This is a genomic window from Flammeovirga sp. MY04 (assembly GCF_001682195.2).
Taxonomy (GTDB): domain Bacteria; phylum Bacteroidota; class Bacteroidia; order Cytophagales; family Flammeovirgaceae; genus Flammeovirga; species Flammeovirga yaeyamensis.
Window position 1 is genome coordinate 3,048,427 of sequence record NZ_CP003560.2, and the last position, 24,716, is coordinate 3,073,142.

Below are 24,716 nucleotides of genomic sequence, written 5' to 3' on the forward strand. Positions count from 1 at the left end.
AGATGTACGATGTTAGATATGGAATGTAAAAAACCTCACCAAACACTATTACTTGATGAGGTTTCAATTTATAAATTGATGATATCTAAGATTATTTCTTCACTACCTTCTGAGTATAATTACCATATTGATTCACCATATGAATAAAGTACATTCCTTCTGGTAAGTTTTCCATATCTAACTTAATTTTTGATGAAGATGAATGTCCTTTCTCTATTTGTTTGCCACTCATGTCTAATAATTGATAGGACAATGACTGTGAGGTGGGGTTATAAATCATTGTAAAATTAGATAGATGAGATGGATAGACCGACAATTTCAATAGATCATCTGATAAGCTATTGACATCTTCGTCATCTTGTTCGTCTTGATAATCGCTGATAATAGTTTCTGTTGGCAGGGTGACTTCTACTGCTACAGATTTACCACTTTCATCGTTTGCAAGAATAATGATATCAAGATCTGCGATGGCATCCATTAATCTTGTACCGGCAGGGACTTTTGATGGATCTACGGTGAATGTCAAAGTCTCTGGATCGAATATCACCCACTCCGGCAATTCGCTACCGTCTGCAAGCATTGCTTGATAAGTAACAGTGCCTTCTAATTCAGCGAATAAAGTAGAATCCACTTCAACATTCACTGTTCCATCATCTTGAGTAACTGTTTCTATTTGCTCTTCTTCTACCTGAATGGTTTCTTCAAATTTATAGACGGCACTTATAATGTTATCCTCCACAGTTAAGAAATGAGATCGGTTGTTACTTTGATCTTGAGCTAGAAAAACCTCTTCTACACCATCGACCAACACCTTGTAATAAATCATGGCACTAGGGAGGTCCATACTTGTTGTATAAACAGAAGTTTGATCTACTCTTTGTAACTCAACGGCACTTGCCCATCCATTAAAGCTACCTAAAATTTCTACTTTGCCTGTATTTGGATCAAATTGCTGAGTGATGATTCCAGGATTCATATTTACCGTCCAAGTGGCCGTTATCTTTTCGACAGGCTCTTCATCATTAAACCAATGCAATTGAACTTGCTGTCCGCCTCTCACTGTAAAGGTTCTAGAATTCTCTTCCTCTACTTTTGATAAGGAATCTCCATTGGAATTGATGTAATAGAAATAATATTGATAGTCACCTAAAGTGTCTAAAAGGTAAAGTGATGTTTCGTAATTACCATCTTCATTTACTACTAAAGGTCGATCTACATAACTACTATCCACCATCAATTTGATGAATACTTCTTGACTGCCTGCATCAAAATTTCCTTGGGTTACTTGTTCTGACATATTTACCGATAACACCACTTCTGGATTCGGTATAAATTTATTATCGAAGAAATCGTAAAGAGAAACATCTTCATTAGGACCAAGTGTAAATATTCTGTTTGGTCCACTATCGTGCATTCCTACATCCCATGAAGAGTTGATTCTATATTTATATTCATAATCGCCGACTAATAATTCTGTCGAATAGGAATACACCCCATCTAAATCATCATCACTTAAGAATAGTGTATCGTAATTCCCCCAATTATTTAGACTTCCAACTACCTCCACATAATCTGATAAAGGATCAAATTTTTCTTCTAAAATGAAGACCCTCATATCCACGTTAAAAGTGACGACACTGGTTTGATACAATTCATCGTTAAAGGTAAAACCTCGATTAGGGTTTCCTGAAGATACTATCAATGTTCTAACTGTATCTTCTACCATAAGAATTGAGTCCGTCTGACTGTCTACTATAATGAAATTGAAATCTAAAATCGATCCTTCAGGTTGTCTAAAACTCCAGCTGAAATATTGGTCATCTACTTTCATCATAGGATAAATTATAGTGGAGGTATCTGACTCGAAGTATTGAATTTTTACCAAGTTTTCGTCGGGTATAAAGTTCCCAAAGTCTATTTGATGACTAATGTCCATCACCACTGTAGTAAGAGGATCTGCTGTGAGTTTATTATCAAATACATCGGAAACAATCACTACATTATCACCTGTATTCACAAAAGTCCTCAACTCTAATTCTTCAATATCTCCATCCTGTTTACGAATGATATATTTGTATTCATTTCCTGCACTCAGAATATTCGTTAAGTCTTTACTATACATTCCATTTCCCATGTTAAACATTGTTTCCTCATAGAAAGAATGGTTTTCAGTAAAGTTGGAGTACAATATCACTTGATCTGCATTTGGATCAAATTTTCCTTCTTCTATATAAACACTAAGATCTACAGTAAAACTAACAGTGTACATAGGTTCATTTACAGGGAAGAAAGGTCCAATATCATCCGTCTTATCTGATCCATATAGATTTTTCATTAGAAAGTTAATGCCGTAATTACTGATGATGGAATCCTCAACATTAAAAAGTGTTGTCGGAGTAAATGTATAAGAATAAACTCCTTCACTTTCTTTCGTCATCTTTGCCGATGGATCTGAAAAACCAAAATCTGTTTGGAGCAAAGGAGCATAAACTGAATCAGATGTTTCTATCCAAGTCCAAATGTAGGCACTATCCATATGTTGAATATTACCTTCATTTCTTAAATCCAGAATCATTTTAATTTGTTGGTTTGGCTGCCAATATTGAGGTTGAAAAGTGACAGGTGGTGTTTCATATGACTCAACAAATTCATAAGAATAAGATCCATCAGAAAAGTCGACAGTTATTCCATAAATACCTGCTTCATCAACATCCATTGGAATACTGTTATTGTATTTATGGGTGATTACATTGTTTATCGTATCGTAAGCGATAAATGATTGGGTTTGATCTAGTATAGAAAAACCACTATTTCCAACATCAAAAAATTGTTCTAAATAATACTGAGAAGGTCCTACTCTTTGCATTTCAACCGCTCTATCTGATCTAAAACCATTGGCATCTGACATCATGAAATATCCGGCACGTTCAATTCTCCAATCAAAAGCCACATCATCTCCTAAATAATGTTCCCATTTGATATATACCGTTTCTCCTTGTGCTAAAGGTTGTACTACTAATCCTCTCGCTGCATTAAAAGAAATGGTATCGTTACAATCCCAATAAAGGGAAACATCTTCTGCCATGTACTCGGCATTCGATAATCTATTTGAGGATTCTTTGATATAATAATCGCCATCTTCTGGAGCGGTAAATACAAACCACTGTGCTGTACTTTCAACTACATTATCTCCTAATTGAGAAGGTAATGCTGTCTCACAACTATTCTGAGGTGTTGGAATAGCCGACCAAGCGAAAATATCATCTACGAAGAATACGTTGTCCACACTACTTTGAAGATCGACAGTTCTGATCTTAAGTGAGTCTTGTTGATCTATTTCTCTAAATTTCGTTCCGCCTTTTAAGAAGAATGTAAACTGATTTTTCGTTGCTGTGAGAGGTAATTCAACTTCGTAATAATTACTATCTACATTATAAATTAGATGTTTATCCGGCCAATTAAATCGCCAACCTTCGTAATCTCCCGCTACATATATTTTCGTATCTGATGGAGTATTGGCAGGAATATTTCTAACAATAATTTTTGGTAAAGGGGCGATATTAAAGTTAAAATCAAATGCTTGAATATTACTTTGAGCATCAGAAACCATCCACTGAACTTTTAGTGTATCGAAAGGTTGAAGTTCTACAGCGCCACCAATATCGTATCCATAAGTATCCAATTTCAAGGTGTTATTGACAAACAATCTCAAATTTTTATTGATAGAGTAATCATCTGTTTTTATATCAACTATTTCTTGTCCACTACTTACATACTGATAAAATGAGGGTTGATCATAGGTAGAATAAGTACTTGATGAATCCACTAACAATGGATTATCAAAAGAGTAACCTGAAGGTACAAAATTCCAATCCTCTATAATTATTTCCCATTCTGTAGAATCAGTAAAAGATACATAATACGTACTTTCGGAACCGTTACTTTCTAAGGCTTTATACGCCGGATTATTATCAATAAATACATTGAAATCTAAGCCAATGGTTCCATCAGGCAATAGTAATTCATAATAAACACCTGATGTATCCAAAAAGAATTGTCCATAAGATGTTGGGTTATTTAAGTAGGCAGGTGCGTTAGCCGTTAATATCGCATTCTGAGGAGTATTAGGTGGTAAATTATCCACTCTGATTCTCACTTTAGGAGCAATAATTCCAGCAGAAGCTGTATTCACTAATGAATAAGTATTCTGAGTAAAATCGACGGTGATGTCATAGGTACCTTGAGTAACTTGAATATTTAAACCGTTCGGAACTAATACTCCAGAAGGAAAGGTGTCTCCTCCCCAATTGATATCCCAGGTTGTATCTGCCCTGAACTTTAATTCTCCATCCAAAAGAGGGACATCAGAAAGTGTCCAAATGGAACTGTTTGCAGGGTTTACGCTAAGAAAAGTGTCGAAGTCCCAACTTCCGCTTGTCGCTGTGCCGATGATACCGACGGCAGAATATTGAGCATAAGAATAGTAGCTACTACTTAGCAGTAGCAGTATGAGTAATAGTCTATTTTTCATACTGAGAGTTTTAGGTAAAGATTCTAATAATAGTTTGTAGAGCGAAACAAGAAAAAATCTTACTCAAACACAAAAATTATATCTGATAATCAATCAAATATAAATTCAATACAACTATATATTAGTTTTTTATAGTTCATCTATAAGCAGTTAATCGTTAAGTCCTTATAATTTCCCCAACAAAAAAAGGTTAACCATCGAAATGATTAACCTTCCTTTTTAGACTATGTATAACTTAATCTAACAACTCTGCTAATTTCTTTTCTAAAGCATCGCCTCTTAAGTTCTTCGCAATAATTTTTCCTTCTTTATCTAATAATAAAGTGAATGGAATAGTCTGTACACCATAAGCTTCAGCCGCTACATTTTCAGTATCGTGTACTTGTAACCAAGTAATACCATCCTTCTTAATCGCTTCTTTCCACTTATCTGTTTGCTGATCTAAAGAGATACCATACACTTCAAAACCTTTGCTTTTATACTTGTTATAAGCTTTTAAAACATTAGGGTTCTCCATTCTACAAGGCATACACCACGATGCCCAAAAATCGACCATTACATATTTTCCTTTTAAAGAAGATAGCGCGATAGATTTACCATCTACATCTTTTAAGTTAATGTCTGTAGCCAACTGACCAACAGAAGTTTTCTTTAATGTCATGTACACATTGTACACTTCATCCACCAATTCATCATTGGGAAAACGTTCGTTTAGACGCTCAACTGAAGCGATAATTTCATTCAAATGTTTTTCTTTATTCTGAATGTAATTTAAGACGATTAAGGTAATGTAAGCACCATCAATTTCTTTTAGAGATTGATATAGCTTTGCTTCTCTTTTGTCTTGTAATTCCTTTAATTTCTTAACTACAGCCTCTTTCGCCTTATCATTATCAGCAGTTACATATTCTTGATTTAAAAGACTTTCTTGATTGACAAAATCATCAAATTGAACTTTCAATTTATGAAGAAGTTCATTTTCCTTGGAACCATGTACTTCTAAACCATGAGTAGAATTTTTAACGGTCAAGTCTTGTCCTTCAATTACAAGAATATCTTCTAAAGTATTACCGATGTTTAATGTATAAAGTCCAACCTGATTAACAGTGTACTTTAAATTGAAAACACCTCCTTTTTCGACTACAGAAGTAGCAACATCTTTCTTTCCTGTTTTCTCGAAAGCAAAAAGGGTTACTTTATCACCTTCCTTAGCAGTTTCGATAGTACCAGAAATTGTTACCTCTGCAGGAAAGTTAGCGGCTGATTCCTGTGAATTTGTAGAAGATTTGTCACAGCTGATTATAAAAAGTGCTGCGATAAAAATTAAAATATGTTGTATCGTTTTCACGTGATCTACGTATTTACTAGTTTATATATATTGCAATATACACAGAAACTTATTTTTCCAAGGCTTCACGCAACAATTGATTTGTTTTTTGAGGATCAGCTTTTCCTTTTGCCATCTTCATTACCTCTCCCATAAACAGGCCTAACAAGTTCTTTTTCCCTTTCTTATAAGCTGCTGCTTTATCTGGGAATTTAGCAATTGCTTCTTCAATTAGAGGTAACAAGAAGTCATCTCCTCCGTCTTGAATAAGGTCTAACGATTTTGCTAAATCCTCCACAGATCCTTTATACCCTTTCAACATTTCTTTGATAAGCGTTTGAGATGCCGCCGCAAAACTCACTTTCTTATCATCGACTAATTGAATGATGTCCGCTATCTCTTGTGGAGTACTTTTTAATACATCGAAATCAATTCCTGCATCGTTGGTAATCGACTTCAGAGGTCCCATCATCCAATTTGATGCTGCCTTATAATTCTTAGTTGCACCACAAAGCTGTTCAAAATACAATGCAGAAGCTTTCGACTCTGTCAATAAACGTGCATCGTATTCTGGTAATTTATATTCTTTGGTAAACTTCTCAACCAATTCTGCTGGCAAAGCAGGCATTGTCGATTTAATTTCTTCTACCCACTCAGGCTTCACGATCATCGGAGGTAGATCTGGACAAGGGAAATAACGATAATCGTTTAGTGTTTCCTTTGTACGCATTCCATACGTTTTACCATTATCTACATTGAACGTTCTTGTTTCAGAAATAATCGGTTCTCCATCCTCAATCAATTTGATCTGACGCTTCATTTCATAATCAATTGCTCTTTGGATATTACGCATAGAGTTCATGTTCTTGATCTCGCATTTTTCTCCAAGAGTGGTTGATCCTTTTAAACGTACAGAAACGTTTGCATCACAACGAAGGGAACCTTCTTCCATGTTACCATCGGCAACACCAAGGTAACGTACAATTTTTCTGATTTCGCCAACAAAAGCAGCAGCTACAGCAGAATCGTGAATACAAGGTTCGGTCACGATTTCCATCAAAGGTACTCCGGCTCTGTTAAGATCGACCAAAGTATCTGGGCTTCCATCAAGGTGAGTTGATTTACCCGCATCTTCTTCCATGTGGATTCTATTCAAGATCACTTTAAATGGCTGACCATCTTTGGTGACTACATCTAAGTGACCACCAACCACTATTGGTGTTTTATCTTGAGTTGTCTGATACCCTTTCGGAAGATCGGGATAAAAATAATTTTTACGGTCGAAGAATTGATATTCAGAAATCTTTCCATTGACTGCCAATCCCATTTTTATCGATGATTCGATTACACCCTTATTTACTTTCGGAAGTGTACCCGGCAAGGCAAGTGTAATCGCACTGATGTTGACGTTAGGATCTTCTCCAAAAGTAGTTGGATCAGAAGCAAAGATTTTACTGTTTGTTGTTAGTTGTGAGTGAACCTCAAGCCCCACTACCAATTCATATTTATCTATTATTGATTGATCGACCATGTCAGTAAGTTTTTTATATAAATCTTTCCCCATCCTGATAACCTGATATAAGGGAAAGAGTAATCTCTAATTTTTGAAATATTTTCAACAAAAAAAGCTATTCCTTTACAAAAGAAATAACTTTTTATGAATTTTATTACAATATCAATAAAATAATTGAGATTTCACTAACATTTTAATGTTTTCGTTGACTTGCTTTGAATAAGATCTGCTTTTCTTCTTGAGTTAATCCTTCATATCCTTTGTCAGATATCTTATCCAAGATCTCATCTACTCTAGATTGTGTAGGTTGATCTGTATTTTCTTTACCTGCTTTAGTTTTCGATTTCGACTTTTTATCTCTACGATAAACCACTTTTAAATTCTTCTTTGGTGATAAAAGATTATCAAAAAAGTTTTCGATAGCGTAAAATGGCTTGCCCAAATCTGTCCCCTTTTGAAGCATTTTCACATAAGCAAAACCCATGATAACTCCACCTAAATGGGCCAATTCACCTCCGGCATTACTTCCTGTAATTCCAATTAAAGAAAGGAAAATATACACAGCAGCTAACCATTTGATTTTTACCGGTCCAATGAACAATAGATTTATTCTGTAATCGGGAGCAATAGTTGCTGCACCTACTACGATGGCAAATACACTAGCAGAAGCTCCTACTAATTGTACATTAGCCCCCTGATAATAAGGCACCAAATTGTAAATCAATAAGTAGAAAATACCACCGGAAAGACCTCCTAAAATATATAATATTACCGCTTTTTTATCGCCAAGAAATTCTGTAAATATCATCCCAAACCAATACAATACAAGCATGTTCATCAAGATATGGAAAAAACCTTCCATACTGTGTACAAAAAAGTAAGTCACTAAAGTCCAAGGGGTAAATACGAATTCGTTGAAATTGGACGCTAAAGATAGGTTATCATAAATGTAGTATTTAAATATCTCAGGATGGTCTGAGAATTTAAATGCAAGCAATAGAATACTCATGACTACATAGATGATTACATTAATAATAATCAATCGAAGTAATCCACTTCCAGGCTTGTTCCACGTATATTTTAAATCTGATATAAAACCGTTCATAAGAGTTGATATTGTAATGGTTTAATAGTGATTATCCATACTGCTTATTAAAATTACACACGTCTTTGATGGAGACTTTGGTAGATGGTAAAGCAAATTAATTAGGTTTTATTAATTTACATAAATTCAATGTTTTAAAAAAATGAAATTTTGTTACCCTTCTACTTATGTACATTTTATTTATAACTCATGTACTTCCACCTTTTCATTAAAATGAATGCAAATAAAACTCCCCCAAGGTGAGCCAAGTGGGCTACATTATCTCCAGGGTTATTTTGTATTAATTCATAAATCTCAAATAATATGTAAGCTCCAACCAAGTATTTTGCTTTTATCGGTATTGGCGGGAATAAAAGCATCAAACGTAGGTTAGGGAAAAGGTATGCAAACGTGAAAAGTAATCCGAAAATTGCACCTGAAGCACCAATCATCGGGGTTTCAACTGCATCCAATGTATAATAACTCACTTCATTTACTGCTTTCTTCACAACAGCTGCATGATCCATATATAAAGCTGGATATTTCTCACTTACAAATGATAAATACTCTGGATTATGCTGTAAATAATACTCGAAATTATGTTGAAAAAAATACAATAAATTTTCTGGAGAATTATCATTAATAAAACGAGCAGCATCTACCTCTAATTGATGAATCTCATAATAATTTGTTAATCCATACAATGCTCCTCCACCTAAGCCACAAACTATATATAAGATTAAAAATCTTTTTGAACCTAAAACATTTTCTAACATTGGTCCAAAAATGAATAAGGCAAACATATTCGAAAATATGTGTCTAAAATCATTATGAACAAACATATATGTAAAAGGTTGAAAAATTTCGAAATGCTCAGATCCTGGATAATGGTAACCTAAAAAAGAAGAAACCATATTTATGGGTTTCAATGGCATTCCCTCAACCAATTCAATAGCATCTAATGGAACCAAATTAGATATACCAAAAATAATAAAATTGATAATCAGTATATATTTAACATACGGTGTTAATTGAAAATTCATATAATTTATAGTGATGAGTAATGAGGTAGTATACCTTTATTCATTCTCTGATTTTTTGATATCAACACAATTCAACTGAAGTGTTTTATTCCCTCTAAATTCGTTGATTTCTAATTTAAATAATATATCAAACATAGAAGTAGTAATTACTTCTAATTTTTCTACTTGGTTGAAAGCAATCACACTTAATGCTTGATCGCCTTCATGCTGAACTATATTAAACTTTAAATGTTTATCCTTAAGTACTCTTGGGTTATCGGTAATCTTTACTTTTTCAGCTAAAAAAACCGGAATCTCATTTTCGTGACCAAAAGGTTTCATTTGCTGAAGGATATTTGCAACAGATAAATTAATGTCAGCAAGATTTACTTTTAAATCTATATTTCTGAAAGAAACAAATTCCTTTCCATTCATTTTTTTGTCTACTTTGTCAATGACACGTTCCTTAAATGCTGACAAATTTTCCTCTTTCAATGACAAACCTGCGGCAGATGTGTGTCCTCCGAATTTATCTAACAAATCGTCACAATCCGTTAGCAACTCATGAATATCAAAATTATCGGTGGATCTAACAGATCCAGTCACCTCACCTCTTGAATGCGTAAGACAGATTGTGGGTTTACCAAATTGAGCCACACATTTCGACGCGACAATGCCTAAAACACCTTTATGCCAATCTTCTTTATATAACACCAAAATACTATTGTCCTTTTCCTCTTCACCAAGAGTGAAAGCTTCTTCCGTATTTTGTTGATCGTATTTTCTGCGTAAACCATTTAATCGATTTAACTCAACTGCTAATTCTTTGGCTTCTTTAGGATCTTCTGTAGATAAAATTGATGCGGCATACTGTGCATGTGCGACCCTTCCTGCTGCGTTAATTACAGGTCCTAATGAATAAGCAAGATCATTTAACGTAATATTATTTTGATCCAACTTCAAACTAGAAAACAATGCTAAAAGCCCTGCCTTCTTGGTTTTCTTTAAATAACTTACTCCTTGATGACAAAGTACTCTATTCTCATCCACCATTGGAACTACATCACAGGCCGTTCCTAAAGCCACTAAATCTAAGTGACTCCATAATGGCGTTGGATCAATACCGTGTTTCTGACAAAAACCTTGAAGTAATTTGAAGCCGACTCCACAACCTGATAACCCTTTAAAAGGATAGTTACAATCTTCTCTCTGAGGGTTTAAAACGGCAGTGGCTTTCGGTAACTCCTCTCCAACTTGATGATGATCGCAAACTATAAAGTCGATATTTCTTCTATTGGCTGCCTCGATAGCTTCAAAACTAGTGATACCGCAATCCAAAGAAATAATTAACTGACAGTTGGTGGTATGTGCATAATCGATTCCTCTTTCAGAAACGCCATACCCTTCTGCGTATTTATCAGGAATATAGTAATCGACATTATTATAGACAGAACGGAAAAAGTGCATATACAATGCGACTGCAGTAGTGCCGTCAGCATCATAATCTCCATAAAAAAGAATACGTTCCCCTTTTTCAATAGCTATGGTCAGACGTGCAACGGCCACATCCATATCCTTCATCAAAAAAGGATCATGCAACTTTTCTAAAGTTGGTCGAAAATAATTTCTTGCTTCAGGTAGCGTCTTCACCCCTCTTTGTGCCAACAATTGCGTAATCAAAAGTGGAACATTAGGTTGTTTAGACAATTCCTTTACATATTCTTCTTTTGGCAGTTCAGCCAATTTCCATTCTCTAATCATATTATTTTTTTGCCCCTATGGCTAAAGCCACCCAAGCGGCGATGAATCCAACTCCTCCAATTGGCGTGATTGCTCCCAACCAATTCATTCCTGTCACAGATAATATATACAAACTACCCGAGAAAATAATAATTCCCAAAATCATAAATGTAGCCGACCACTTTAACCAGCTTCCTTCTACTTTATCAGACAAGGCTCCCAATAATAAGAGTCCTAATCCATGATAAAAATGATATTTGACACCTGTTTCGAAAGTAGCTACTCTTCCGAACGATTCTAATGTAGCTTTTAAGCCATGTGCACCAAAAGCACCAATTCCCACGGCTAGGGCTAAAATGACTGCCCCAATTGTAATTATATTCTTACTCATTTTGTTTGTCTGTTTGGATGAGTAAATTTAGGGAAAGTAAACACAAAACCCCAACTTTTACCAAGTTGGGGTCATACAAAAAAATGATTGATTGGATCGTATCTTTATTTCTCTACTTCCACTTTTGATGTTGTCAATTGATCCACCATCTCATCGACCACTGCTTTTATAGGTCGAATTGATTTTACATACTCTATGGATGGACCTGCACACCAAACTGTTTTGTAGGTGGCCGACATTGCCGCTTTTTCTAACATTTTCATGCCTTTATAAGCCGTCAACATCTTGGCGAATTTCTTTAACTTCTTATTTTTATTCAGGAAAGTTTCTAACCAATTCTGATTAGTTCCAATTTCTTGCATGTATGGCGTATTAATAACTGTACAAGGAGTACCTGATAGCTTCGTGGTCATCACAATATCCTTTGCTCCATAATCCACACAAGCCTGTTTATAATCTTGTGAAACACCTGCTTCTTCCGTAGCAATAAAAGGAGACCCCATAGAAATACCCACAGCTCCCAACTCTAATTTCTCTTTCCATTGGTATCCATTGCCTACACCACCAGCAGAAATTACTGGAATGTTACAAGCCTCCACCAATGCAGGAACAAGTTCAGTCGCTGGAGTTGGACCAGCATGTCCGCCAGCCTCTTTATTTACTGCAATAACAGCATCCGCCCCCAATTCCTCACATTTCTTGGCATAATGTACGTCTACGACATCACAAAATACTTTTACACCTGCAGGCTTACAAAGCTCGATCACCTTTCTTGGGGAACCCAAAGAAGTAATGATAAAGTCTACCTTCATTTCCACGCAAGTATTCAATTGCTCCATCATACGGATATTCGATTTATTCACAATCAAATTTACCCCAAAAGGTCCATCTGTCTCCGAGCGTATATCTACTATGGCTTCTCTAAAAGCCTTATCCGTTCTGTAATTTAAAGCAGGTACTGCCGCTGTTACTCCACTTTTAATGGCAGCTTTCAGCATAGCAGCATTGGAAACCAAAAACATCGGAGCAATAATCATAGGGTATTTTATCCCCAACATTTCGGTTAGCGGTGTGGAAATCTTTTCCATAGTGTTGTGTATTGGTGAATTAAGTTAGTTAAAAAAGGTATGCAAGCATACTATTTATTTTTTTCAAGATCATAAATAATGGGGAGAAAAGCAAGTTTAAGGTTTTAAGGAATAGGTAATAACTAATAGGTAATAAGGATCAAAATTGCACTTTGTTCGTCATAAATAGGATAGGACTAATTTCAAATTAATAATTAAACCTTGTCAATTAGGTTTTGATTGATATCAATTATTACTGCTACCAAAAAGTTTTATCAAATTCATAATTTGAAGACATTAAATAAAACTAATTCTCATCACTTTCGCCTTCCCTATTAGTTATTACTTATTACCTCTTACTTTGTCAAAGACTCTAAAAAACTCTCCATCAAAAATACAACCTCAAACAACTACCAACTCCCCTGCTTTTCATAAGTCGACAAGGAAACATGCAAATGATCTCCCGTTCCTCCGTGCCTTACGGCATTAAAACCGAGGGATTTGAAATAGAGTTGGGCGGACCAAATCATCCAGAAGGGGCGGTTTCTTGTACTTAGGTCCATAGCGTGAGCATATCCCGTATTTTGAATGAAATGCAAAGAGCTATCTTTTTTCTTTAAGCCCATTTTTATGTAATCGTCTGAAGTTCTTGATAGGTCTGTGATGATTAAATCGTTATCAAAGAATAGGAAAGTGCGGACGGATATTTTTAGGTAGGGATGAAGTGAACTGTATTCGGCTTTGACTTTATTTGATTTCGCATTTTTTCCGGTGAATGATAATAAGGAGAAAACTGTGTAGCCTAAGACCAAAATACTCACAATACCGCTTAACCATTTCAAATAACTTTTTGATAATCGCCTGTCTTTGAAAAACAGTTTCGTGATGATCAAAAGATAAATAGCAATGCAAGAAAAGGAAAAAATCATACCTAAGAATAATCCAATCCATGTATTTAAGTGATAGGTATGATAAAAATAGATTCCACTTCTAATCAACCCTAAAAAAGGTAGATAGATGAGGAAGGAATAAAACAGACTTTTCATCAAGAATTTAGTGATTACCCATTTCCAGTTTTTTGATTTTGTTTCTGCGATTTCCTGATTTTCTATCATTATATTTTTTATCAAAGAATAGTTGTCTTTACCTAGTTTCAATTTAATCAATAAGTCAGATTTCTAATATTAATTGAATTAAAATCCTATAAAATAATACTATATCAGCATCTGTTATTTCATATTTGATTACGTAGTCTTTGAATATTTCTATGGTAAATCGTCTAAAAATAAAAAAGTTAATCGAAACAAAAATTAGCTAATTTTAACGATCAAACAACTTATAATCAATTACTTACAAAATACCATAGTAAAAATGTAGTAATATAAGTGTAATAATGATACTTATTATTTTTGAACCTGATTTATCAAAACGCTACCTATGTATTGTCCACAAAGACATTGATATCAATCCAATAGTATTTTTCTTAGTAAAAAATAAACTATTAGCGTATGTCTTTAATAAAATGAAATGAATCAACTCTTTAATCTATCTAACTATGAAATGAATTATTCAATTCTCTTGTGAAATGAACATTACCAACATCTAAACATTGGTAATATTTTAATCGACTTAACAGCTGTCTCTTAAAATTATATTAAGAAGCTGGTCCAACGTCCTATAATTTATTTAAACAAAAAACATTCTATTACGAAAATGCAAAAACTAATACGAAATAAAGTAATGTGGTTTATGCTCACATTTGCTTTCTCTTTGCTTTTAGGTTCCTCATCTTATGCACAGGACCGTATTGTCTCCGGTACTATTATAGATGAAAATGAACAGACTCTTCCTGGTGTTAGTGTTACAGTAAAAGGAACTACTCTAGGTACTGTAACTGATTTTGAAGGTAAGTTTAAATTGAGTTTACCAGAAAACGCTACTTCACTAATTTTTTCATTCGTTGGTTATAAAAGCCAAGAGGTTAGTATCGATAACAAAACAACATTTGATATTAGCTTGGAAGTGAACGAAAAGCAACTTGATGAAATCGTTGTTGTGGGTTACGGTGTGGAAAAGAAGGCTGTTGTTACAGGGGCTATTTCTTCTGTAAAGACCGATGATATCTTACAAACTCCAGTATTGAACGCTGCTCAGTCTCTTCAAGGTAGAACTGCTGGTGTTCAAGTGACCAACGTTTCTGGTCAGCCTGGTGCTGGTATAGATATTAGAATTAGAGGTACAGGTTCTAACGGTAACAACAGTCCTTTATATGTTGTAGACGGTGTACAGATGGATAATATCAACTATCTTAATCCAAACGACATTGCCACTTTCCAAGTATTAAAAGATGCTGCTTCTTCTGCAATTTATGGGTCTAGAGGAGCTAACGGTGTGGTTTTAATCACAACTAAAGAAGGTAAATCTGGTAAGATGACAGTTTCTTACGATGGTTACTATGGTGTGCAACAAGCAGCAAACAGAGCTGATTTAATGAATGCACAACAGTATATGGAATTTCATAATGAAGGTTCTGTAAATGCAGGAAACGGAGAAAAGTGGGATTTATCTAATCCTCCTGCTGCTAACACAGATTGGCAAGATGAAGTGTTCCAAAATGCTCCTATTCAAAACCACAGTTTAAGTTTAAGTGGTGGCAGCGAAAAATCTACTTTCATGGCGAGTATCGGTTATTTTGCTCAAGATGGTATCATTGGTGGAGATAAATCGACTTATGACCGTTTAAGTTTACGATTGAATAGTAATCATAAAATCTCTAATTCATTCACTTTTGGACAAAACTTAAACTTCTCAAGAGAGAATAGAAATGGTTTATTAGAACAAACCGAACATGAAGGTGCAGTGACGTCAATGCTACTTCACGACCCTGTTACTCCAGTTTATGCTCCAGAAAGTGATTATGCTAAATACGATGCAATTGTTCCTGCTCCGGTAAAATCAGATGACGGTAGATATTATGGTATGTCTGATCTCAACTTACAAGGTATAACCAACCCGTTAGGTATTATAGACAACACAAACCAAGAAAACACTTATAATAATATTGTTGGTAATGTGTACTTAAATTTCCAACCTAAAATGATCAAAGGGTTAAACTTTAAAACTGATTTTGGTTTCCAATTAGGTACTTCAAAATCTAGAGAATATACTCCAGTTTCATCACTCGATCAGTTTACGAAGAAAAACAGCTTAAGTTCAGTACGTCAAGGACAATCACAATCAACTACTTGGCAATGGGAAAATACGTTGTCTTACACTCACGACTTTGGAGATCATAAAATCACAGCTCTAATTGGTAATACAGCGAGAGAACATAGTAATGAGTGGATCAACGGTAGTGGTACTGAATTACAATTCAGTGGATACCAAAACGCCTATTTAGACAATAAAGTGAACAATGAATCACAAACAAACGATGGTAACCGCTATTTACACCGTCTTGTATCTTATTTTGGTAAAGCTAACTACAACTACAAGGACAAATATTTATTTACTGCAATTCTTCGTTATGATGGTTCAGTAAACTTTGGTCCGGAAAATAGATTTGCCTTATTCCCGTCACTTCAAGCAGGCTGGGTAATGTCAGAAGACTTATTCCAATCGTCAGATATTGTAAACTTTATGAGATTAAGAGCATCGTATGGTGAAGTAGGTAACGAAAATATCCAACCATTTGCTTACTTATCAACTATTGGAAAAACTGAAGAGTACATGTTCAATGGCCAACGTTATACAGGTTTTGCTGCTCAGAAAATGCCTAACCCAGCTATTAAATGGGAAACTGCTACAGAGATGAACGTAGGTTTTGATGTAGGACTTTGGCAAAACAAATTCTTCTTAAATGTTGACTTATACGATCGTAGAAGAAAAGACTTGTTATCAGACAATCCAATTCCATTAATCTATGGTATCGGTGCTCCAACAGCAAATATTGGTACGGTACAAAATAAAGGTTTCGAATTGACATTAAACTATAAGAATTCAGAAGGTGATTTCAGATATGATATCTCAGCAATTGCTTCTTACAACGACAATAAAGTGTTAAGCATAGATGGTCAAGATCATATTCTAGGTTACAAACCTGATTTCTACGATGGTCAGTTAGCCATGAAAGAAGGTCATTCATTACCGTACTTCTGGGGATACAAAACAGACGGAATCTTACAAAATGATGCTGAAGCAAAAGCTTATAACGAAGCACTAGGAAAATCTGCAGTAGCAGGTGATATCAGATTTGTAGATACTAACGGTGATGGAGAATTAAACGCTGCTGATAGAACTGATATTGGTGATCCTTTCCACGATTGGACACTAGGTTTAAATGCTCGTTTCGAATATAAAAACTTTGATTTAAGTATCTTCTTCCAAGGTCAAACAGGTGCCAAACTATTTAACGTTGCAGCTCTAAGATTGGACGCAATTGGTGCAGGTGCTCACAATTACAATACTAGATTCTTAGATCGTTGGACTGGTGAAGGTAGTACAAATAGCTTCCCAAGATGGAGTCATACAGCAGGTGATAACTTTACGCTTATCAATGACATGGTTCACTTAGAAGATGCTTCTTATGTTCGTTTGAAAACTTTACAGTTTGGATACTCACTTCCACAATCTGTTTTATCTAAAGCGAAAATCCAAAATGTTCGTTTTTACTTCTCAGGAAACAACCTACTTACATTCACTAACTACTCTGGTTTAGATCCAGAAGTTGGTCACGGTGGAACAATGGGTATGGGTATGGACAGAGGTTCTTATCCACAAGCAAGATCATTCATTTTCGGTACTAATTTGACATTCTAATCATGAAACTAAAAAATATATTAATAGCTGCGTCTTTATCCACATCACTACTTATAGGTTGTGGGGAGAAATTCTTAGACGTTCAACCAACAGACCAAGTGTCTACAGAAGCTTTCTTTGCATCAGAAGCTGATCATGAAAAAGCTTTAGTGGGTGTTTATGGTATTCTATCAAGAGATTACTACGAATGGACATATCAACCATTAAATATGTTATCTGATTTAATGTCAGATGATAGCTACGCCGGTGGAGGTGCTGGTGGTTCAGATCAAATTGAATGGCAATTAATGGGACAGTTCAATTTAACTGCTGCCAACAATCAAACTACACAAGCTTGGAAGAAATGCTATGTTGCTATCCAAAGAGCAAATACACTAATCAACAACTTTAATTCGGATGTATTCTCCCAAAAAGAAGCTGCAGATGGAATGCTTGGAGAAGCTACAATGTTAAGAGCACACTTCTATTACGAATTAGCTAGACATTACGAAAATATTGTCATTGTTGATCTTACTGCTGGAGAAAGCGAAATCACTCAATCTCCTGTCGATGAAACGTATGCATACATTGCTAAAGATATGTTAGATGCTATTGAGTTATTACCAGATAGCCAAGAGCACGGTAGTGGGCGATTAGACAAATGGGGAGCCACAGCAGAATTGGCTAAAATGTTTGTATTCTATACAGGATATTATAAAAAAGATGCATTACCAGTTCTAGATGGACAACCCATTACAAGAACGGACATGATCAGAAAGTTAGAAGACCTATTCCTAAATTCTGGAAGAATGTTAGAAGCGGATTATGCTACGCTTTGGGGTGCTACAGGCGATTGGACAAACGAATCTTTATTCGAAATCCCTCACGCAGATACAGGTTGGGACCAATGGCAAACAGAAAAGTTAGGTAACATGGGATGTCAAATGGCTGGACCACGTGGTTATAAAGTAAACAAAGACAACTCAAATTACTTAACTGGTGGATGGGGATTCGGTATTCCTTCTAAAGAATTAGTCAATGCCTACGAAGCAGGTGATATGAGAAAAGATGTAACAATCATCTCAGCAGAAAAACTACTTGATGATGCATGGAGAGTAAATCCAGATCACGAGTCAGGTAATCCTAAAGGTTTATTGGAAGTAGGTCACGCTTGGACAGGTTACTTTACTTTCAAGTATACTACACACGCTTCTATCACTCCTGCTACTTGGGAAGCAATGAACTTCCCTCAAAACTATGTATACATTCGTTTGGCTGATATGTACTTAACAGCAGCTATTTTATACAAGCAAGAAGGTAATCAAGGAAAAGCAGACGAATATGTAAACCTTATTCGTGCACGTGCAGGTTTAACTGCTAAATCCAATGTAACAATGGATGACATCTATGATGAAAGAAGAGTTGAATTAGCTATGGAAGGTCATCGTTACTTTGATGTATTGGGTAGAGGATTAGAATATGCTAAACAAGAATTGGATATCACTAATTACGTTGTAAGTAAAGGACCTGCAGATGATCCTAAGTATACAGAAGTTAGCGGTGGTGTTTTTGGCGATGATTTAAGAGGTGAACTAGGTGTTCCTGCTCACTTTGAAGTAACTTTTGATGTGGCTAAAAAAGGATTCTGGCCAATTCCACAAAGTGAATTGGATCAATTAGGTTCATTAAAACAAAACGCTGGCTATTAAACTTTCCAAATTTTTTGATAGAGAACAATAGACAAAAATTGTAGTGAGTTGGGGTGTTGCTTAGCAATGCCCCTACAAACTACAAGGTGATAACGAAACATTATGATACGATTTTCTAATAAGGCTATTTACTTTTTGACAACGGTAGTTTGCTTCTGTTCTTTTCAAGTACTGGGACAAACCAACGAACAAATAGAAGATAAAATCAACTCCATTATCCATCAATTAACTTTTGATGAAAAAGTGGCTATGTGCCATGCACAATCTAAATTTTCTGTACCCGGTGTAGGTCGATTAGGTATTCCAGAATTATTAATGTCTGACGGTCCTCACGGTGTACGAGCTGAAATCAATTGGGATGATTGGGGTTACGCTGGATGGACAAATGATTCTATTACAGCGTTCCCTTCTCTTACCTGCCTAGCGGCAAGTTTTAATCCTGAAGTTGCCGGTGAGTATGGAAAAGCAGTAGGTGAAGAAGCCTTATACAGAAGAAAAGATGTCCTTCTTGGTCCGGGTGTAAACATCTACAGAACTCCTCTAAATGGTAGAAACTTTGAGTATATGGGAGAAGATCCTTACTTATCTTCCAAGCTTGTTGTTCCCTACATTAAAGCTTTACAAAGCAATGGAGTGGCTGCTTGTTTAAAACACTATGTGGCCAACAATCAGGAGCATCAAAGAATGAGCGTGGATGTAGAGATGAGCGAAAGAGCTTTAAGAGAAATCTATCTACCTGCATTTAAAGCTGCCGTACAGGAAGCTAATGTTTGGTCTATCATGAGTGCTTATAATCAGTTTAGAGGTCAATATTGTTCCCACAATGAATACTTAGTAAACGACATTCTTAAAGGAGAATGGGGATTTGATGGAGCATTAGTAACGGACTGGGGAGCTGCACATAACAGTAAACAAGCTGCCTTATATGGTCTTGATATTGAAATGGGTACAGGAACCAATGGTCTCACCTACTCAGAGGTTGATCATTACGAAAATTACTTTCTCGCAGGACCTTTTAAAGAACTACTAAAGAAAGGTGAAGTACCAGAAAGTGTATTGGATGATAAAGTAAAAAGAATACTCCGATTAATGTTTCGTACATCGATGAATAGAAATCGAGCTTACGGATCTATCAATTCACAAGAACACCTTGATGTCGCAAGAAAGATTGGACAGGAAGGGATAGTGCTTCTTCAAAACGAGAAAAACTTCTTCCCTATTTCTACTTCTGCAAAACTTCATATAGCGGTTATTGGTGACAATGCTACAAGAATGATGACCAAAGGTGGAGGTTCTTCTGAATTAAAACCAGAACATGAAATCTCACCATTAGACGGCATCAAAGAGAGATTTACCAATGCCAAGATTAGTTATGCAATGGGGTATTCTGCAGGGCCTCCAATGTATGATAAAGTACTTCCTGCTCCGCATGATCAAGATTCCTTACATCAAGCGGCCATCGCTTTAGCAAAAGAAGCAGACATTGTTCTTTTTGTGGGTGGTTTAAATAAAAATCATCATCAAGACTGTGAAGGAGGCGATCGTTTAGCTTACGAATTACCGTATCAGCAAGCACAATTAATTAATGAAATTGCAAAAGTAAACGAACAATTGGGTGTGGTAATTATTAGCGGAAACGCTGTGAAAACTGATTGGTCTAAAAACGTGAAAGGAATTCTTCAAGGATGGTATTTAGGAAGCGAAACAGGACATGCATTGGCTGATATTATCTCTGGCGATGTAAATCCTTCTGGAAAACTACCCTTTACTTTTCCAGTAAAACTAGAAGACAATCCAGCACATCATTTTGATAAAAGAGCTTATCCTGGTGATGGTACTACAGTAGAATATAAAGAAGGAATATTGGTAGGATACAGATGGTACGATACCAAAAAAATTACTCCTAAATATGCTTTTGGTTATGGACTATCGTACACATCATTTGATATTACCGACATTGAAGCAAACAAAAAATCATTCACATCTTCAGAAAGTATTTCTATTACTTGTAGTCTTTCCAACATCGGCGAAGTAGCCGGTTCCGAAGTGGTTCAAGTGTATGTTGGAAAAGCAAAATCAAGTGTAGAGCGTTCAGAAAAAGAATTAAAAGCTTTCAAAAAGGTGAAACTTAGTAAAGGCGAAAATCAAAAAATTGAGTTAGCATTCTCTACCGATGATCTCAAATATTATGATACCAAACAAAAAGCCTGGGTATTAGAAGAAGGAGATTATTACATCTATGTAGGTAATGCCTCTAACAACATCAAAAGAAAACTGAAGGTCAGAATTACAGACCGAATAAACTAGCAGGCAACTTCCAGGGACATGTAAGGAACATAGATTTACTATAAGTTTATGTTCCTTTTGTCATCTTAAAATTTTGAAATCCATTCTTAAAAAAGTACCTTAAGTAATCTCTAAAACAACTAACTGATTGAAGTATTTGAAATTGAAAGAATTAAAAACATATTATCTGTTACTCTCGCTGCTTATTTATATACCAACTTATGCTCAAAATTACAATAAACAATTCGATCATCTAAAAGTGGAAGATGGTTTATCTGATGCAACTGTTGGAAGTATATTACAAGACGACAAAGGGTTTATGTGGTTTGGCACTTTTAAAGGCTTAAACCGTTACGATGGTTATCAAATTAACCGTTATGTCTATGATATGGGTGGAAATAAAGGTCCAAACGACAATATGATTTCCTCTCTTATTCAAGATAGTGATGGATATATTTGGGTGGGCTATTTTAATAATGGCATCAGTCGATTTAACCCTAAATTGGAAGTCTTCGAACATTTTACTGGAGGAAATACCAAAGATCACCTGATCCAAACTGGTTCTATCAATTGTTTATTTGAAGACAAAGAACAAAAGTTATGGATTGGTACAGAAAAAGGTGTTGCTGTTGTTCAAAAGGACCGAAAATCGTCCATAAAATATGTCCTATCAGACCATAAAAACAGTATTAATGGCGAACAAGTATACGATATTGTTGAAGATAAATGGAATCGTATTTGGCTCGCTACGAATAACCGAAAACTTAGTGTTTACAATAAAAACACATTACAATTTTCAGAAGTTGAATACACCGACCTACCTCTTGATGATTTAGAAGATAACGAGAAGAAAAACCTCTGTATCTATAACGATACTTTGCTTTACGTTTGTAGTAACAGTGGAGGATTGGCTGAATATAACTTACTATCTGGAAAATACACGACGTATGTAGAGGAGGAAAATGGTCCTAGTAGTAATAACATTAGAGATATTCTTCAGGTAGGGAATAAACTTTGGTTGGCAAATGATGGAGGCGGTTTAGATATTTTTGATGTGACCACTAAACAATTTGAAAATATCAGTAATTCTAAAGTCGATCATCAATCTTTGTCTTCTAACGTGATTTGGTCGTTGTATAAAGACAACCAAGAAAATGTTTGGTTAGGCTGTTATTTACAAGGCGTGGATAAATACGATCCTAGAAAGAACTTTTTTAGTACCATCGGTAACGACCCTTGTAATACGACTTCCCTACCTAATAAACCTGTATTAAGTATTTATACTGATAGTAAAAAACAACTATGGATTGGTACAGATTGGGGTGGTTTACATCGTCAGAAAAAGAATACAAATAATCAATTCGACCACTTTAATATTGATGGGACGATCACAGACGATATGGTATATGATGTTGTGAAATGTATTACTGAAGATAAGTATGGAAACTTATTAGTGGGTACCTACAGCGAAGGTCTTAGAATATATCAAAATGATCGTCGTACATATAAACAGATAAAGCGATCTATTAAATCAGATGGTTTACCAAGTAATCATATTTGGGCGATGATCACCGATAAGTTTGGCATGACTTGGATGGCCACTTTAGGTGGTGGTGTGGTACATTACGATGCAGACACACAAACTTGTAAGGCATTAGACATCAACTACCAAAATTTAAGTCAACATCACATTTATCATGTCTATGAAGACAGTCAATCTAACATTTGGTTCAGTACCGATGGAGGGGTCATCTATTACAATAGATCAGAAAACAAGTGGCATACTGATTTACTAAGCACATTAATTAAAGATAATCACAATATCAGTTATGTAAAGAGTGTTTACGAAGATAAATTAAAGCAAATTTGGTTGGCTACAGCTTCCGGATTGGTGAAATATATGCCGGAAAGTAATCAGTTTACTTTGATCGATGAAGATGATGGTATTCCTCAGCTTCCACTATACAATATTATACCAGATAACCTTGGTAACTTAATTCTCATAGGTAAGAACTATATTTCAAAACTTTCTTTATCGGATGAGAAAATCGTCAGCTTTCATATCCCGAATAATTCCTTTAACTATAACTCTGCAGCAAAAAACGATCGTGGAGAAATTATGGTGGGAGGAACTGAAGGCATTACTATTTTCAATCCGATATTATTAGAAGAAAACAAACATTTACCTCCGGTTTATATCACAGGTTTTGATCTATTTAATATCCCTCAATTACCACATGATTCTACTTCTGTACTTAAAAAATCGGTATCAGAAACAGAAGAAATAGTACTTGATTATGATCAGTCAGTTATTAATTTCGATTACTGTGGTTTGAATTTTACAGAGACCGATAGAAATCAATATGCTTATATGTTGGAAGGGTTCGATAGCAAATGGAACTTCGTCAACAATAGAAGAAGAGCGACATATACCAACCTTGATCCAGGTAAATATACCTTCAAAGTGATGGCCTCAAACAATCATGGCAAATGGAACAAAGAGGGAACTTCGATAGATGTAATCATCAATGGGCCTTATTGGTATTCGAATTGGTTTAGAGCCGCCGTTCTACTCCTATTTATTCTGATGTTTTACGTACTCCATCGAATTAGAATGATGAACGTGAAGAAGAAGTTTGCTTTAGAGCGTATTCAAGCAGATCGAGAACAAATCATGATACAGAATGATACGTTGGAAAAGGAATTGGATCAGACAAAGAGTGAGTTAACCAACATCACTATTAGTCACCTACACAAAAACCAAAGTTTACAGCAGATTAAATCGAAATTAGAAAAGATGTCTGTCACTTTTGGAAGCACAGAAAAAAGGAAAATCAAAAATCTAGTCCGAGAAATTGATAAAGAAAGTGAGAATCATACTTATTGGGACGAGTTTGAACATGAATTTAATAAATCGCACAATAATTTTTTAGAGCGATTCAAACACGAATATCCTGACTTAAGTAAAAGAGAATTAAGGATTTGCGCTTATCTCAGAATGGATTTGGACAATCAGGAAATCGCTACCTTGATGAATATAAGTATCAGAACCGTAGAAACATCAAGATATAGAATTAGAAAAAAAATCGGATTAGAGCAACGTAAATCATTATCAAAAATGATCAATAGATATTAAGTCTATTGGTCATTTTTGCATTTAATCAAGGTAGTATTTTAACTATTTTAATTCGTGTTATATAATAAATTTAATCAGCCTTAAAAAAACAGAAAAAATAGAGATTTTAATTC

The 24,716-nt window shown here is 35.2% G+C and carries 13 protein-coding genes; 4 read left to right on the top strand and 9 right to left on the bottom strand.

All coding sequences use genetic code 11. The features are described from left to right. Positions 1-91: 91 nt before the first annotated feature. From MY04_RS12290 to MY04_RS12330, 9 genes are all read right to left on the bottom strand, one after another. Entirely contained in the window at positions 92-4,531 is a 4,440-nt protein-coding gene (locus MY04_RS12290; RefSeq protein ID WP_066210057.1) for a T9SS type A sorting domain-containing protein, read from the bottom strand. Between the two features lie 235 nt (positions 4,532-4,766). Further along, the gene (locus MY04_RS12295) at positions 4,767-5,879 is read right to left on the bottom strand and encodes a TlpA disulfide reductase family protein (RefSeq protein WP_066210058.1); all 1,113 of its coding nucleotides are present in this window, start codon (positions 5,877-5,879) and stop codon (positions 4,767-4,769) included. Positions 5,880-5,928: 49 nt separating this feature from the next. Further along, a complete protein-coding gene (gatB, locus tag MY04_RS12300) occupies positions 5,929-7,389 on the bottom strand; it encodes an Asp-tRNA(Asn)/Glu-tRNA(Gln) amidotransferase subunit GatB (protein WP_066213250.1) in 1,461 nt (486 codons plus the stop codon). A 175-nt stretch (positions 7,390-7,564) separates the two neighbouring features. After that, complete coding sequence (locus MY04_RS12305; RefSeq protein ID WP_066210059.1) at positions 7,565-8,476, bottom strand: rhomboid family protein; 912 nt, start codon at positions 8,474-8,476, stop codon at positions 7,565-7,567. 176 nt (positions 8,477-8,652) lie between these two features. Then, positions 8,653-9,498, bottom strand: coding sequence for a rhomboid family intramembrane serine protease (locus MY04_RS12310; RefSeq protein ID WP_066210060.1), 846 nt, complete (start codon positions 9,496-9,498; stop codon positions 8,653-8,655). 36 nt (positions 9,499-9,534) lie between these two features. Continuing rightward, positions 9,535-11,238 (bottom strand): single-stranded-DNA-specific exonuclease RecJ, encoded by a 1,704-nt coding sequence (gene recJ / locus MY04_RS12315; protein ID WP_066210061.1) that lies wholly within the window; start codon positions 11,236-11,238, stop codon positions 9,535-9,537. A 1-nt stretch (position 11,239) separates the two neighbouring features. Further along, positions 11,240-11,608: a DUF423 domain-containing protein gene (locus tag MY04_RS12320; protein ID WP_066210062.1), complete on the bottom strand. Its 369-nt coding sequence runs from the start codon at positions 11,606-11,608 to the stop codon at positions 11,240-11,242. A gap of 104 nt (positions 11,609-11,712) precedes the next feature. Further along, positions 11,713-12,696 carry an NAD(P)H-dependent flavin oxidoreductase gene (locus MY04_RS12325; protein ID WP_066210063.1) on the bottom strand — a complete coding sequence of 328 codons (984 nt, stop codon included), beginning with the start codon at positions 12,694-12,696 and terminating at the stop codon, positions 11,713-11,715. Between the two features lie 389 nt (positions 12,697-13,085). Continuing rightward, positions 13,086-13,790: a hypothetical protein gene (locus tag MY04_RS12330; protein ID WP_158297683.1), complete on the bottom strand. Its 705-nt coding sequence runs from the start codon at positions 13,788-13,790 to the stop codon at positions 13,086-13,088. A 598-nt stretch (positions 13,791-14,388) separates the two neighbouring features. Between MY04_RS12330 and MY04_RS12335 the strand changes: the two genes are divergently transcribed. The 4 genes from MY04_RS12335 to MY04_RS12350 all read left to right on the top strand — a co-directional run bounded on the left by MY04_RS12335 (position 14,389) and on the right by MY04_RS12350 (position 24,603). Continuing rightward, complete coding sequence (locus MY04_RS12335) at positions 14,389-17,493, top strand: SusC/RagA family TonB-linked outer membrane protein (protein WP_084005863.1); 3,105 nt, start codon at positions 14,389-14,391, stop codon at positions 17,491-17,493. Between the two features lie 2 nt (positions 17,494-17,495). Beyond that, a complete protein-coding gene (locus tag MY04_RS12340) occupies positions 17,496-19,181 on the top strand; it encodes a RagB/SusD family nutrient uptake outer membrane protein (protein WP_066210065.1) in 1,686 nt (561 codons plus the stop codon). Positions 19,182-19,283: 102 nt separating this feature from the next. Next, positions 19,284-21,488, top strand: coding sequence for a glycoside hydrolase family 3 C-terminal domain-containing protein (locus MY04_RS12345; RefSeq protein WP_066210066.1), 2,205 nt, complete (start codon positions 19,284-19,286; stop codon positions 21,486-21,488). A gap of 142 nt (positions 21,489-21,630) precedes the next feature. Next, positions 21,631-24,603: a two-component regulator propeller domain-containing protein gene (locus MY04_RS12350; RefSeq protein ID WP_158297684.1), complete on the top strand. Its 2,973-nt coding sequence runs from the start codon at positions 21,631-21,633 to the stop codon at positions 24,601-24,603. The last annotated feature ends 113 nt before the right edge of the window (positions 24,604-24,716 follow it).

Bases quoted from the DNA above. Each gene is read 5' to 3' on its own strand.
- MY04_RS12290 (WP_066210057.1), bottom strand. From the start codon at position 4,531: ATGAAAAATAGACTATTACTCATACTGCTACTGCTAAGTAGTAGCTAC.
- MY04_RS12310 (WP_066210060.1), bottom strand. From the start codon at position 9,498: ATGAATTTTCAATTAACACCGTATGTTAAATATATACTGATTATCAAT.
- MY04_RS12340 (WP_066210065.1), top strand. From the start codon at position 17,496: ATGAAACTAAAAAATATATTAATAGCTGCGTCTTTATCCACATCACTA.
- MY04_RS12320 (WP_066210062.1), bottom strand. From the start codon at position 11,608: ATGAGTAAGAATATAATTACAATTGGGGCAGTCATTTTAGCCCTAGCC.
- MY04_RS12305 (WP_066210059.1), bottom strand. From the start codon at position 8,476: ATGAACGGTTTTATATCAGATTTAAAATATACGTGGAACAAGCCTGGA.
- recJ (WP_066210061.1), bottom strand. From the start codon at position 11,238: ATGATTAGAGAATGGAAATTGGCTGAACTGCCAAAAGAAGAATATGTA.
- gatB (WP_066213250.1), bottom strand. From the start codon at position 7,389: ATGGTCGATCAATCAATAATAGATAAATATGAATTGGTAGTGGGGCTT.
- MY04_RS12335 (WP_084005863.1), top strand. From the start codon at position 14,389: ATGCAAAAACTAATACGAAATAAAGTAATGTGGTTTATGCTCACATTT.
- MY04_RS12325 (WP_066210063.1), bottom strand. From the start codon at position 12,696: ATGGAAAAGATTTCCACACCGCTAACCGAAATGTTGGGGATAAAATAC.
- MY04_RS12330 (WP_158297683.1), bottom strand. From the start codon at position 13,790: ATGATAGAAAATCAGGAAATCGCAGAAACAAAATCAAAAAACTGGAAA.
- MY04_RS12345 (WP_066210066.1), top strand. From the start codon at position 19,284: ATGATACGATTTTCTAATAAGGCTATTTACTTTTTGACAACGGTAGTT.